Source organism: Phytomonospora endophytica (assembly GCF_014202425.1).
Taxonomy (GTDB): Bacteria; Actinomycetota; Actinomycetes; order Mycobacteriales; family Micromonosporaceae; genus Phytomonospora; species Phytomonospora endophytica.
This window is the reverse complement of sequence record NZ_JACHGT010000006.1, coordinates 263,720-277,551: the sequence shown is the minus strand read 5'-3', so window position 1 is coordinate 277,551 and position 13,832 is coordinate 263,720. Positions and strand designations below refer to the sequence as shown.

Annotated in this window: 10 protein-coding genes; 4 read left to right on the top strand and 6 right to left on the bottom strand. The window is 71.2% G+C overall.

Translation table 11 applies throughout. The features are described from left to right. Positions 1-22: 22 nt before the first annotated feature. Together HNR73_RS39800 and HNR73_RS15695 are read right to left on the bottom strand one after the other, a co-directional pair. Positions 23-1,549, bottom strand: a complete 1,527-nt coding sequence (locus HNR73_RS39800) for a phage tail sheath family protein (protein WP_184788185.1) — start codon at positions 1,547-1,549, stop codon at positions 23-25. Between the two features lie 111 nt (positions 1,550-1,660). Further along, positions 1,661-3,196, bottom strand: a complete 1,536-nt coding sequence (locus HNR73_RS15695; RefSeq protein ID WP_184788183.1) for a zinc ribbon domain-containing protein — start codon at positions 3,194-3,196, stop codon at positions 1,661-1,663. Between the two features lie 187 nt (positions 3,197-3,383). Between HNR73_RS15695 and HNR73_RS15690 the strand changes: the two genes are divergently transcribed. Further along, positions 3,384-3,692, top strand: coding sequence for a DUF6191 domain-containing protein (locus tag HNR73_RS15690; RefSeq protein WP_184788182.1), 309 nt, complete (start codon positions 3,384-3,386; stop codon positions 3,690-3,692). A 28-nt stretch (positions 3,693-3,720) separates the two neighbouring features. Here the strand turns inward: HNR73_RS15690 and HNR73_RS15685 are convergent, their stop codons facing one another. Next, complete coding sequence (locus HNR73_RS15685) at positions 3,721-4,206, bottom strand: methylated-DNA--[protein]-cysteine S-methyltransferase (protein WP_184788181.1); 486 nt, start codon at positions 4,204-4,206, stop codon at positions 3,721-3,723. Next, a complete protein-coding gene (locus HNR73_RS15680; RefSeq protein WP_184788180.1) occupies positions 4,203-5,684 on the bottom strand; it encodes an AlkA N-terminal domain-containing protein in 1,482 nt (493 codons plus the stop codon). Before HNR73_RS15680 ends, HNR73_RS15685 begins: the two co-directional genes overlap by 4 nt. Positions 5,685-5,806: 122 nt before the next feature. Here HNR73_RS15680 and HNR73_RS15675 point away from each other — a divergent pair, with 122 nt between their 5' ends. From HNR73_RS15675 to HNR73_RS15665, 3 genes are all read left to right on the top strand, one after another. After that, positions 5,807-6,595, top strand: a complete 789-nt coding sequence (locus tag HNR73_RS15675; RefSeq protein ID WP_184788179.1) for an isocitrate lyase/PEP mutase family protein — start codon at positions 5,807-5,809, stop codon at positions 6,593-6,595. A 12-nt stretch (positions 6,596-6,607) separates the two neighbouring features. Beyond that, positions 6,608-7,519, top strand: coding sequence for a pentapeptide repeat-containing protein (locus HNR73_RS40735; RefSeq protein ID WP_184788178.1), 912 nt, complete (start codon positions 6,608-6,610; stop codon positions 7,517-7,519). A 95-nt stretch (positions 7,520-7,614) separates the two neighbouring features. Next, a complete protein-coding gene (locus HNR73_RS15665) occupies positions 7,615-8,022 on the top strand; it encodes a YciI family protein (protein WP_184788177.1) in 408 nt (135 codons plus the stop codon). A gap of 53 nt (positions 8,023-8,075) precedes the next feature. Here HNR73_RS15665 and HNR73_RS40730 read toward each other — a convergent pair whose 3' ends face one another. Both HNR73_RS40730 and HNR73_RS15655 read right to left on the bottom strand, forming a co-directional pair. After that, positions 8,076-11,054, bottom strand: coding sequence for a DUF11 domain-containing protein (locus tag HNR73_RS40730; protein ID WP_184788176.1), 2,979 nt, complete (start codon positions 11,052-11,054; stop codon positions 8,076-8,078). 160 nt (positions 11,055-11,214) lie between these two features. Continuing rightward, on the bottom strand, positions 11,215-13,824 hold the full coding sequence (locus tag HNR73_RS15655) for a DUF11 domain-containing protein (RefSeq protein ID WP_184788175.1): 2,610 nt from the start codon (positions 13,822-13,824) through the stop codon (positions 11,215-11,217). Positions 13,825-13,832 lie beyond the last annotated feature (8 nt).

Here is a 13,832-nt window from a genome sequence, read left to right as displayed (position 1 = left end):
CTGCCTTTCTGCTGCTGGGGGGTTACTCGGAGACCTCGCTGACACCGCCGGAGAACTGCGACAGGCGGAAGATGACGAATTCGGCCGGCTTCACCGGCGCCACCCCGACCTCGCAGATGACCTGCCCGGCGTCGATGCTCTCGGCGGTGTTGGTCTCCCGGTCGCACTTGACGTAGAAGGCCTCGTCGGGGGTGAGCCCGAACAGGGCGCCCTTGCGCCATTCGTTGACCAGGAAGGCGCTGATGGTGCGCCGGATCCTCGACCAGAGGGCGTCGTCGTTCGGCTCGAACACGACCCACTGCGTACCGCGCAGGATCGAGTCCTCCATGTAGTTGAAGAGCCGGCGGACGTTCAGGTAGCGCCACGCCGGGTCGCTCGACAGGGTCCGCGCTCCCCATACCCGGATGCCGCGGCCGGGGAAGGCCCGGATGCAGTTGATCCCGATCGGGTTCAGCAGTTCCTGCTCGATGCGGGTCAGGTGCGTCTCCAGCATCACCGCGCCGCGCACGATCTCGTTCGCGGGCGCCTTGTGCACGCCGCGCGCGGCGTCGGTGCGGGCCCAGACGCCGGACATGTGGCCGCTCGGCGGCACGAACTCGTTGGTGCCGGTCGCGGGGTCGAAGACCTTGACCCACGGGTAGTAGAGCGCGGCGTACTTCGAGTCGTAGCCGGCGAGGTCGACGCGCCAGTCCTTGATCTGCTGGGGGTTCATCCCCGGCGGCGGGTCGATCACGGCGATGCGGTTGCCCATCATCTCGCAGTGCGCGATGACGGCGAGCTGGACGGCCTTGACCGTCTCCAGGTCGACCGCGCCGCGCAGGTAGGCGCTCATGAGGTCGGGCACGGCGACCATGGTGACCTCGTCGATGGCTTCGAGGCCGCCGACGCCGGAACGGTCGGACGCGTCGCCGACGTAGTCGTCGGTGACGATCTGCGCGGGCAGCGCCGGAGTCGCGGCGGGTTCGACGAGCTGCACGGTCCCGGCCGCGGGGGCCGTGGTGACCGTCGCGGTCTCTTCGAGCGTGATGACCTGCGACTGCTCGGCGACGACCTTGACCGCGTTCTCCTTGCCGCGCTTGAAGGTGACGTTGTCGAAGGTCTCCACGACGCGGTCGTCGCGGCTGACCTTGATGGTGAAGCGGTCGTTGGGCGCTCCTTCGCCGGTCGCGTCGGCGAACTCGACGGCGACGCGCGAGCCGGGCGGCAGTGCCTTGCCCTTCACGCGGTAGTTGCCGACGATCGCCTGCGGCCCGGAAACCTCCGGCGCGCCGTCCCCGGTCGAGCCGTTGCCCCCGATGCGCACGACATAACAGTTTCCGCCGCCGTTGAGGAAGTACCCGTACACCGCGTGGGCCAGGTAGCAGTCGGGCGCGAAGTCGCCGAAGAGCTGCGTGTACTGGCTCCAGTTGCTCACCAGGGTTGGGGTGTTGTACGGGCCCTGCGTTGCGAACCCGAGGAACGCGGCCACCGCGGTGCCCACGCCTTCGATAGGCCGTGAACCGGCCTCTTGCTCCTCGATGTACACGCCTGGCGACAAGTACGTAGGCATGCTGCCTCCTGCGTCTAGGTGTCCTCGCGTTGATCGTGCGGTGCGTCCCCCCGATCCGGCAGAAGCCGCCGGACCGTGTGCGAGGGAATCGTTAGGTGCCCGAACAGGCACTCAGGGCAGCCAGAAGTACGTCTGATAGGCGTAGTGGTCGGCGCGGGTGTTCCACGTGCCGATCGAGCACATCCGGGTGTAGGCCTCGGCGAGGGTGACGGCGTTCTGGGCGTCGGTCTCGTTGTCGAGGAGGAGCAGCGGTTGCTCCGCCGCGTAGACGCCCCAGGCGTCGCCGCTGGCTTCGTAGCGGACCTCGCTGTTGTCGTAGGTCACGCAGTTGCCCTCGGTGTACTCCTTGTCGTCGGTGCCGCCGCCGAGCCAGTACTCGTAGATGAACTGCTGCGGGTCGGGGCGGGTGTTGCCGCGTCCGACGAAGCAGTAGCGGTCGTGCTTCTGGGCGATCTCAAGGCCGAGTTGCGCGTCGGCCTGGTTGTCGAAGACGACGAGCGCGTGGGTGCCGTTCTCGTCGAGGCGCCAGCCGTCGGCGCCGAGGTCGACGATCGTGAGCGCGTTCGGGTCGTAGTCGATGCAGTCCTCGGGGTTGAGGACGGGTGGTGTGAACTCGGGCTTCGGCTCCGGCGTAGGTGAAGGAGTCTCGGTTTTCTTGGGCTCCTTCGAGGCGCCCTCGGAGCCCTTCGCGCGCTCGGACGGCGCCATGCTCGGCGACGACGACATCTCGGGGATCGCCTCGGCGGTGAGCATCGGCTTAAGCCACATCAGACCGGCGGTGGCCACGACGGCGACCGCCGCGAGGCCCGCGGCGACCTTCGGCACCCAGCCGGCGATGAACGGCACGAGTTCGCGGTCGCCGTCCAGGCGGATCGGCGGGGACGGGTCGCGCGGGGTCACCACGACCGCGAAAGGGTAGTTCTGGGCCGCCCCGAAGAACTTGCCCGGTGGTTTCACGTGAAACAGGAAGCGCTGCGGTCCCGGTGGGACGGCCTCTTCGCCGCCGGGGAGGTCGAAGCGGAGCTTGCCGGTCGGGTCGGTGCCGGTGAGCCGGACCGGTTCGACGACGTTGCCCGTGTTGAGCAGCTCGACGGCGTGCCGGGTGGAGCCGCGGCCGCTCCCGCGCTGGGGCTGGAGGGCCGCGATGAGCTCGCGGTACTCGCCGACGTCGACGGTCGCCTGCACGTCGGCGGTGAGGCCACGGTGGAGGGTCGAGGCGGCGCGGACGGTGAACCACGCGTGGCCCGGCGCGGTCTCGGGGCGTCGCGGCGGGTTGAGGCTGACGATCGCCTCAGCGCGCTGGCCGGGATAGATCGACAGACGCTCGGGCTCGACGCTCGCCCAGGCCGCGGCGGGGCCGATGACCAGGAGCACGAACTCCTCGACCTGGCTGCCGGCGTTGTGGACCGTGACGGTCGTCTGGACGGTCTCCCCGGGCTGCACCGACAGCATGTTCTCGGACAGGCTGGCCGCCGCGGCCACCTGCTGTGCCTCACTCTTCGGTCTTGGAATGTCGGTCCCGCCGCGCACGGGCGGGGGTGTCGCGTCACCGCGATCCCAGTCGAGGAACACCCCGCAGTCGGTGTTCGCGCAGAACTGCGCGCCGTCCGGATTCTGCCGCCCACAATTACGGCAAACGATTGCCATAGCCGCTCCCATAGCCGTGTCCTGGGACTATGACTCGGGACAGAGGCCGACGTCAGGGCGTGCGGCGCGCTCGGAGGAGCAGCCTCGATCGCCCCTTCGGGCAGCACCGACGGGCCGCCCGTTTGCCCACTCGTTTCAGGGCCGGGACTCTGCCATCCTCAGTAGAGCGATCGCTGAAGGAGAGATCATGAGCACGTTGTTCGCGATGAGCCTGCCCGGACTCGTGGTGCTGCTGTTCGTTCTCGCGATCCTCGACCAGATCGCCGTGAAGGCGGGCCGCACGAAGTGGATCCCCTGGCGCGGGGGCAAGCGCGCGGGACAGATCTCGGCGACAGGCTTCGACCAGCTGCACGCCGCCGTCGTGCCCGGCAAGGACCTCGAACTGGAGCAGCGTCGCTCGACGGCGATGATGCGCGAGGACGAGGACAGCGGCGCCCCGCCGAACGGCGTCGACCTCGATGCCGGCGTCTTCATCGTGAAGAGGCCCAGAGACTGACGCTGGCGCCGCCCCGGCCGCGCTCGGCCTAGAACAACCCTCCCCCGCGCTCCAGCTCCAGCAGGAACCGCTTGCGCGGCAGGCCGCCGCCGTACCCGGTCAGCGAACCGTTGGCGCCGACGACGCGATGGCACGGCACGATGATGCTGACCGGGTTCTTCCCGTTGGCCAGCCCGACCGCCCGCGACGCCGTCGGCTGCCCCAGGATCGCGGCGAGGTCGCCGTAGGTGCGCGTCTCCCCCGACGGGATGTCCAGCAGCGCCTCCCACACCTTTCGCTGGAAGTCCGTGCCGTGCATGCGCAACGGCAGGTCGAACAGGGTGCGCTCGCCGTCGAAGTACTCGCCGAGCTGGGCGACGGCGTCGTCGAAGCCCTCGCCGTCGCGCGGGCCGAAGGTCTCCTCGCCCGGGTGGTGGCGCTGCTCCTCCATGTACAGGCCGACGAGGGCCTCGTCCTCGCCGACGAGGGTCAGCTTCCCTATCGGGCTGTCGACGACGGTGTGGCGGCGGTTCATGCGCTGTCTCCGATCGGGAGCCGGTTGATGGCGTGGTCTCCGGTCGCCCAGAGGTACTGCACGGCGTAGGCGCGCCACGGCCGCCACGCCGCCGAGTGCGCGGTGAGCGCACCGGGCGTCGAAGGCAGGCCGAGGGCTTCGGCGGCGAGCTTGATGCCGAGGTCGCCGGGGATGAAGGCGTCGGGGTCGCCGAGGGAGCGCATCGCGATCGACTCGACGGTCCACGGCCCGAAGCCGGGCAGCGCGAGGAGCCTGGTGCGCGCCTCGCTCCAGTCGGCACCGAATCCCAGGTCGACGGTGCCGTCGGCGAGCGCGGCGATGAGCCCGGTGAGGGTGTTTCGGCGGGTGCGGGGCATGGCCAGGGCCTCGGGGTCGAGGGTGGACAGTGCCTCGACGGAGGGGAAGAGGTGGGTGAGGCCGCCCCAGGGGTCGTCGACGGGTTCGCCGTGGGCGGTGACGAGGCGGGCGGCGTGGGTGCGGGCGGCGGCGGTCGAGACCTGCTGGCCGAGGACGGCGCGGACGGCGAATTCGGCGGGGTCGACGGTGCGGGGGACGCGACGGCCGGGGGCCTTGGCGACCAGGGGCGCGAGGGCGGGGTCGCCGGAGAGGAGGTCGTCGACGGCGACGGGGTCGGCGTCGAGGTCGAGCATCCAGCGGCAGCGGCTGATGGCGATCGACAGGTCGCGGAGGTCGGCGAGGGACAGTTGGCAGGCGATGTGGTCGGGCATGGGTTTGAGCGCGACGATGCCGTGGCCGTGTGGGAGGCGGAGGGTGCGGCGGTAGGCGCCGTCGCGCCATTCCTCGACGCCGGGGACGCCGGTGGCGGCGAGGTGGCCGAAGAGGTTGTCGGGGCAGAGGGGCGCACGGTAGGGGAGCCGCAGCGAGAGCAGGCCGGGTGTCGCGGTCGCGAGGCCGCGGGCGGCGCGCTGGCGCAGTTCGGTGGGGGTGAGCGCGAAGACCTCGCGGACGGTGTCGTTGAAGGTGCGGATGCTGGAGAAGCCGGCGGCGAAGGCGACCTCGCCCATGGGCAGGGCGCTCGTTTCGATGAGCAGTCGCGCGGTCTGTGCGCGTTGCGCGCGGGCGAGGGCGAGGGGTCCGGCGCCGAGTTCGGCGTTGAGCGAACGCTCTATTTGGCGGACGCTGTATCCGAGCTGCCGGGCGAGTCCGGGGACGCCTTCGCGGTCGACGACGCCGTCGGCGATGAGGCGCATGGCGCGGGCGACGAGGTCGGCGCGCTCGTTCCAGCGCGGCGAACCGGGGCTGGCGTCGGGGCGGCAGCGCTTGCAGGCGCGGAACCCGGCCTGCTGCGCGGCGGCCGCGCTCGGGTAGAAACGCATGTTCTCGACCTTGGGCGGCGCGACGGGGCAGCTCGGCCGGCAGTAGATGCCGGTCGTGAGCACGGCGGTGAAGAACCATCCGTCGAAGCGCGCGTCCTTGGCCTGGACGACCCGTACGCAGTGTTCGGTGTCTACGTTCACGTCCTCCAGCATCACGCGTGGTCCGGCGATTGACTAGCGAGAAAACGACGGCTGCCTCGGCGGCCGCCTCGTGGTCGGAAAACCACCGGCGACTTGTCGTACCCATCTGGTCGACTGGGAGCATGACGAGTTTCCGCGAATTGCACGTGCCCGGCCGTCCCCTTCTCCTCGCCAACGCCTGGGACGCCGCCAGCGCCCGTGTCATCGCCGACGCCGGAGCGCCCGCCGTCGCCACCACGAGCGCCGGTGTCGCCTGGAGCCTGGGCGCGCCCGACGGTGACGCCCTCGACCGTGACGCCGCGATCGCCCTCATCGCCAGAGTCGTCGCGGCCGTGGACGTGCCCGTCACCGCCGACGTCGAGGGCGGCTTCGCGCACGACGCCGCCGGGGTGGGCGAGACCTTGCGTCTGGTGGCCGAGGCCGGTGCGGCCGGGGTCAACCTCGAAGACGCCGGGCACGGCACCGACGAGCCCCTGCTGCCGATCGCCGAGTTCGCCGAACGTCTCGCCGCCGCCGGCGCGGCCGGGATCTTCGTCAACGCACGCATCGACACCTACCTGCGCGGTGTCGGCGACCCCGCCGGCCGCCTCGACGCCACCCTCGAACGCGCCGCCGCCTACGTCGCGGCCGGCGCCGACGGGATCTTCGTGCCCGGTGTCGTCGACGTCGAGACCGCCACGGCGCTCGCCAAGGGCATCGACGCGCCCGTGAACCTGCTCATCGGGCCGGGCGCGCCGAGTGTCGCCGAGCTCGCGGCGACGGGTGTCGCGCGGTTGAGCCTCGGTTCGGGCGTGGCGCAGGCGGCGTACGCGGTGGCGCGCAAGGCCGCGCGGGAGCTGTTCGAGTCGGGCACCTACGAGGCCGTCGCCGACGCCGTCGACTACGGGGAGCTGAACCGTTCGCTGAGCTGACACAGTGGAGCGGTGACTGACGACATCCAGGGCCGCGACCGCACCACTCTCCCCGTCACCGCCCGCCACCTGGCGGGCGTCGGGGCGAGCGCGGTCGCGGTCTGGCTCGTGTTGTGGGCGCTGGCGGGGCTGCCGGGGGTCCGGGGGCCGTGGGTGGCGTCGCTGGCGGTGGAGATGGCGGAGGCCGCGCTGGTCGTGGCGGGCGTCGTCGGGGTGGTCGCGCTGGTGGTGACGCGGTGGCGGGTGTCGGCGCGGGCCGTCGAGGACGCGCGGTCCGGGGAGGTGTTCGCGAGGTCGGTGGAGCAGCTCGGGCACGACCGGGCGGCGGTGCGGCTGGGCGGGTTGTACGCGCTCGACCAGTTGGGGCGGCGGGACGTGGAGTACCGGCAGCTCGTCGTCGACGTGTGGTGCGCGTACTTGCGGGCACCGGTCGAGGTCGACGAGGCTCCGGAGAAGGCGATCGCGCCGATGGGCGCGGACGCGGGCGGTTCGGGGGCGTCGGGTGTGCCGGTGTTCCCGGCGGGTGAGCGGGAGGTGCGGTTGTCGGCGCAGCGGCTCATCGCGGAGCGGCTGCGGGGTGGCGACGCGCTGGACGTGGATCTGACGGGGGCGGTGCTGTTGTATCCCGACTTCGACGGCTGCCGCTTCGGGCGCGGGGTCTTCACGGGCGCGACGATGCTCGGCGGGGCGGGGTTCAGCGGCGCGGTGTTCGAGGGTGAGGCGGCGTTCTCGTCGGTCGAGGGCGACGTGGTGCGCCTCGACGGGGCCCGCTTCGCGGGGACGGTGTTCCTGTGGGGCAACGGCGCCGAGCTGGAGCTGGACGACGCGGTGGTCGGCGCGGGGGCGCCGGTGGTCGGCGAGGTCGCGGGGTGGGCGCTGGTGGAGCGGGCCGGCGGGAAGGTGTTCGTGCGGGACGACGGCTGAGAAACCCGCGGCGGGATGTCGAGTTCGCGCGGCCGGGTCCGTCCCCGCTGCGAACGCGGCCGGAACGGGCCGCATCCATATCCGGGAGGCCCATCATGGCCAAGTACCTGCTGCTCAAGCACTACCGCGGAGCGCCGCCGGCGGTCAACGACGTGCCGATGGATCAGTGGAGGCCCGAGGAGATCTCGGCGCACATGAAGTACATGCGCGACTTCGCCGCGCGGCTGGAGGAGACCGGCGAGTTCGTCGACAGCCAGGCGCTGTCCCCGGAGGGGACGTGGGTCCGTTACGACGGTGAGGGCCGTCCGCCGCTGACCGACGGGCCTTTCGCCGAGACGAAGGACCTCATCGCGGGCTGGATGGTGATCGACGTCGACAGCCACGCGCGGGCCGTCGAGCTGGCCGGGGAGCTGTCGGCCGAGCCCGGTGCGGACGGCGAGCCGGTCGGCGAGTGGCTGGAGCTACGCCCCTTCTACGGCGTGCGGCCCACCATCACCGAATGAGCCCGTGCGTCCCGGGCCGTCGCGGAGGCGACTCCGCGACGGCCCGGGACGTTCTAGCTTCTCCCCACGAAGTCCGGTGGCCCCTGGTCACCGGGCACGACCAGGAACGGTGTCTGCACCGACCCGAACAGCTGTCCGCCGAGGTGCCTGGCGTCGATCGTGCGGTTCGCGGGCCGCTCCCGGTGGAAGATCAGCATCGGCGAGTCGAACTTGCCCTTGTCGTCGGCGATGATCTCCTCGTTGGCGGAGATGCCCTCGCTCCAGCGGAAGCCGATCTTCGCGCCGGGCGGGAAGTTCTCACCGTGCACCTGGATGACCTTCCCCGGCGGGCTCAGCCCGGGGTTGGTGGTGATGAACGGCTGGATCACCAGGATGCGCACGACGGCGACGTTGTTGAGCGGGTCGGGGTCGGTGACGAAGCTGTTGACGACGCCGACGGCGTTGACGTCCACCGCGGCTATCGGGTCGAGCGTGAACGTCACGACCCTCGTGCCGCCGGGTTCGATGTCGCCGATCGGGCAGGGGTTGGTGACCAGGCACGCGGGCGGGTCGGCCGCGATCGGCGGCGGCAGGCTCACCGGGAAGGACGCGTCGAGCGTCACCTGGCGGGCGAAGGCCTCGTCGGTGTTCTGGATCGTGAACGTGACGGTCAGCTTCTCGCCGCCGACGTAACCGGGCGCGGGCGTGATCGAGCCCGACAGCGCCAGGTTCGGCGGCAGGCCGACGGTCACGCGCGTGATCGCCCGGTTGTTCTGAAGGTTCGGGTCGAAGGCGCTGCCGGTCACGTCGGCGATCACCGGGTGCGTCCCGGTCGCCACGCCCGTCACGACGATCACGATCACCCACGGCACCTGCGCGGCGAGCGGGTCGCGCGTGCAGGTCAGTTCGACGGGTGCGCAGAAGCCGCTGTCGGGCGTGATCGACGCGACGGCGAGGCCGGGCGGGATCGTCAGCTTCAGGTTCGGCGTCGTCGGGACCGACCCGAGGTTGGTGACGGTGACGCGCAGCGTGTCCTGCATGCCGTACTCGATCGTGCCCAGGTCGGCGGTCGCGGTGACCATCAGGTCGGCCGTCGGCTGCCACGTGGGCTGCCCGACCGCCGACGGCGTTGACGTCAGGTGATCCGGATCGCCGCCCGCGGCCGGCATCGTGAAGATCGACGGCGGGCCCTCGCTGGCGTAGGCGCTGAAGGCCAGCATCGTGCCCAGCGACGACCACGCCGGGTCGGCGACACCGCCCACGTTGTCGTTGTCGACGGGAATGACGGTGACCGCGCCGCTCGCCGGGTCGACCAGGTTGATCGTGTCGTAATCGCGGGTGAAGGCGATCTTGGCCGGGTCGGCCGGTGACCAGGCCGGCCCGCGATCCTCACAGTCGACCTCCCCGCACTCCTCACCGAGGTCGTTCGTCAGCTGCGAGGCGGGCACACCCGCCGGGAACGGGAACGCCGTCAGGTACAGGTCGGTGTCGGTGTCCTCGGGGAACGCCGCCCGCAACGGGATCGGCCCGCCGGGGTCCTCGCCGCCGCTGCCTCGCGGCACCCAGGCGCGCGTGAACACCAGCCGCGCCGTCGCCGGATCCCAGGACGGCTCACCGTCGAAGGAATAGCTGTACTCGTTCGGGCTCGTGGCCATCGGCAGTTCGGTGCGGGACCCGGGAGCGGGACCGGCGACATCGGCCACGACGATCGTCGACACCGGCGTCGGCCCCTCCTCGGGCCCGAAGTAGAAGAACTCGCGCCCGAAGGCGATGAAGCGCCCGTCAGGCGACCACGCCGGGTCCACGAAACGCTCCCCGAAGCCCGGGCGGGCGCCGGGCAGGAGCGTCTCGGTGCCGGTGAGCAGGTCGGCGATGACGATGTCGGCGGTCTCGCCGCTCGCCCGTGAGAAGGCGAGCCGTGTCCCGTCGGGCGAGTAGACCGGGTCGCTCTCGCGGTCGTCCCAGCGGTCGCTGAAAGGCTGCTGGTCGGTGCCGTCGGTACGGATCGAGTGCAGCAGGGACGTGTGCAGGGGACGGTCGGCGGTATAGCCGATCTTGCCGAACTCGGCGCTCCAGAAGGGATGGCTCTCGGTGTAGTCGTCCTGGTCGCTGATCTCGACGACCGTCTGGGCGTCGACGCGTGCGTAGACGCCCAGGGTGTTGCCCGAGGCGACGCTCGACGTGAACGCGAGCCCGGAACCGGGGCCGCTGTCGGGTCCGGTCCAGGCGGCGTCGGTGGAGGCGCGCGGCCAGATCGGGTAGACCTCGCGGCGCACGTCACCGCCACCCGCCGGGATCGACACGACCTCGGTGGTGGGGTTGCCCTCACCGTCCTCGAAACGGCCGGAGGCGGTGAAGGCGATGCGCAGACCGTCGTTGGACCAGGCCGGGTCGGAGTCGCTGTTGACCGTCGAGGTCAGGCGAGTGCGCGAGCCCGACGCCAGGTGCTGGCGCCAGATGTCCCAGTTCGCGGTGGTCGTGTACCGGCCGAACGCGAGGCTCTCACCGTCGGGCGACCAGGCGGGCGTCTCAGTCTCCTCGGCCTCGTTCGCGCGCAGCGGTGTCAGGCCCGTGCCGTCGGTGTTGACGATCCAGACGTGCAGGTAGCCGTTCTGCTCGCCGCGGTAGTCGCGCCGGCTGAAGGCGACGCGCGTCCCGTCGGGCGACAGGACCGGGTCGTAGTTGATGACGCCCTCGGTGGCGGGGATGACGGTCGACACCGTGGTCCCGTCGGTCACGAGGATGGCGCGGCCGTCGTCGTCGGCGACCCAGGTGATCAGTCCCGCGCGGGTGTCGCCCTCGGCGCTGCTCGCCGGCGGCGAGGTGTCCTGGGGCAGGACCGGCGCCTCGACGCCCTCGTCGTCGGTGGCGGCGAGGTACTGGAAGAAGTCGTCGGTCGACGAGTAGGCGATCCGGCCGGGCGCCGGGTCGGCGAACACGACCGGGTCGGCCGAGGCGCTCGCCGGGTCGATCATCTCCGCGGCCGGCAGGACGACCAGGGCGAGGGCCGTCGACAAGGCCACCGCGGACACCACTTCGGGTCGTACGCGCACAGCGGTCCCCTTCCCTGTCCCTCACCGTCGAGGATGACGGTGAGGGTCTTTCATGAACATCCGTACGAGGGCAGCCGATCGGGCAGACCGGTCTGCCTATAGGGGTCCGTCGTCCGCCGCGACGGGAGCGGCGGACGACGGACGGGCGTCAACGGTCGCGTCAGACGACGATGACCGTGACGTTCGTGGTGTTGTTGGCGGGCGTCGGGTCGATGACGGGCGTGCTCACCGCACCGGTGACCGACACGTTGAGCGGCACGTTCGCGGGGAACGTGAACGTGACGATCCGGCTCGTCGACGGTGCCATGTCACCCAGCACACACGGGTTGACCGTCAGGCACGCCGTGGGGCTGGCCGCGGTCCTGGCGGGCACGGCGGCCGGCCAGGTCACGTTCAGCTGCACGTTGCGCGCGGTGACGCCCGGCCCGTTCTGCACGATGAAGGTCACCGTGATCGGCGTGCCCCCGACGGTCCCCGGGAACGGCGAGGCCGCGCCCGAGACGTTCAGATCCGGCGGGTTGAGGACGGTGATGAAGCCCGTCGCGGTGTTGTTGGTGAGCAGCGGGTCGACCGTCGGGCTCGCCACCGAGGTGGTGAACGCGTGGCTGCCCGCGACCGCGCCCGTCACGCCCACCGCGATGTTCCACGGCGTGTTCGGCGCCAGCGGCGCCCGCGTGCAGGTCATCGCGACGAGGTCGCAGGTGCCGCTGTCGGGGACCACCGACGTGACCGCGAGGCCCGCCGGGATGGTCAGCGTCAGCGTCGGGACGGTCGTCGCGGTACCGAGGTTGGTCACGGCGACACGGATCGTCGTGGCCGCCCCGAACTCGATCGTCCCGGCGTCGGCGGTCGGCACGACCTCGTAGTCGGCGACGTTCTGGTAGGCCGCCTGGCCCACCGAGTACGGCGTCGACGTGCGGTGCGTCGGGGTGCCGCCGGCGGCCGGCAGCTCCCAGATCGACGGCGGCGCGGTGCCGGTGCCGAAGCCGGTGAAGGCGAGCTTCACCCCGTCGGGCGACCAGGCGGGGTCGGCGACACCGTAGACGGTGTCCTCGTTGACGGCCAGGGTCGTCAAGGTCGCCGTCGTCGGGTCGACGACGACGATGTCGCCGAAGTCCCGCGTGAAGGCGATCTTGCCCGGGTCGGTCGGCGACCAGGCCGGAGCCCGGTCCTCACAGCCGTGCGAGCAGGCCGTGCCGAGGTCGTTGGTGAGCTGCGTCGGCTTCACGCCCGCGGGGAAGGGGTACGCCGACACGAACAGGTCGGTGTCCGACTCCTCGGGGAACGCCGCCTCGACGCCGACGTCACGGGCCATCAGGCCCATGCCCGGGTCGGCCCCGGCGACGCTGACCCATGTCCGCGAGAACGCCAGGCGCCCGCTCGCCGGGTTCCACGACGGTTCGCCGTCGAAGGAGTAGAAGGCCTCGTTGTTGCTCAACTCGACCGGCAGCTCCGTGCGCGTCCCCAAAGTCAGGTCGAGCACGGCGATCGCACTCACCTGCGGCGGGAACTCGCCGACGTCGAGCTTGGCGTACTCGTGCCCGAAGGCCAGGAACCGCCCGTCGGGCGACCAGGCCGGGTCGACGTAGTACTCGCGGAAGCCCGGGCGCGCGCCCGCGATGAGCGTCTCGGCGCCGGTGGCGAGGTCGACGATGACGATGTCGGCGCTGTTGCCGTCGGCGGCGGTGCGGCTGTAGGCCAGGCGCTTACCGTCGGCGGAGTAGGCCGGCGCGTCCTCGCGGTCGTTCCACTTGTCGCTGACGTTGAGCTTGCTCGTGCCGTCGACCTTGATCGTGTTGATCCTCGACGTGGGCTGCCGGCGGTCGGCGGTGTAGCCGACGGCGTTCTGCTCGACGCTCCAGAAGGCGTTGTTCTCGGCGTAGTCGGGCTGGTCGCTGATGGCGACGACGAAACCGTCGGCCAGGCGCGTGTAGATGCCCGAGGTCGTGCCGCCCGCCTCGGTGCTGGTGAAGGCCAGCCCGGCGGTCGGCGTGCTGCCGACGGAGGTCCACACCGCCTGCGAGCTCGGCCGCGGCCAGATCGGGAAGACCTCGCGGCGGACCTCACCGCCCCCGGCGGGGATGGTGACGATCTCGGTGGTGGGGTACCCGGCGGCGTCGTTGTAGCGGCCGGTGGTGGTGAAGGCGATGCGCGTCCCGTCGAGCGACCAGGCGGGCTCGTAGTCACGGGCGGGCGTCGCGGTCAGCCGCAAGGTGAACTTGGATTCGACATGGATGCGGTACAGGTCGTAGCCGTTGGCCGCGGTCGTGTACCGGCTGAAGGCGATGTTCTCGCCGTCGGGGTCCCAGGTCGGCCAGTAATCGGCGTTGGTACCGGTGGTGACCTGCTGGAGTTCGGTGCCGTCGCGGCGGACCTTCCAGATCTTCGACACGCCGCCGAAGGTGTTCCGGCTGAACGCGATCCACGCACCATCGGGTGAAACGGCGGGTGTGCGGTTGTAAACGCCGGCGACGGCCGGAACGATCGTGGTGACCGCGCCCGTCGACTGGTTCGACAACATCACGGCACGCCCGGTCTTGTCGGCGATCCAGGCGACGAGTCCGGCGCGGGCGTCGCCTTCGTCGCTGCTGGCGGGCGGTGACACGTCGGCCGGCAGGACGGGCGACTCGACTCCGCTGGCGCCCGTCTTGGCCAGATAGTGGAAGTCCGACGCCTGGGACGAGTAGGCGAGTCGCCCGGGCGCGGCCACGGCGTTGACGACCGGGTCGGCATTGGCGGTCGCGTCGTCGACGGCTTCAATGATGGGCAAAGTGGTTA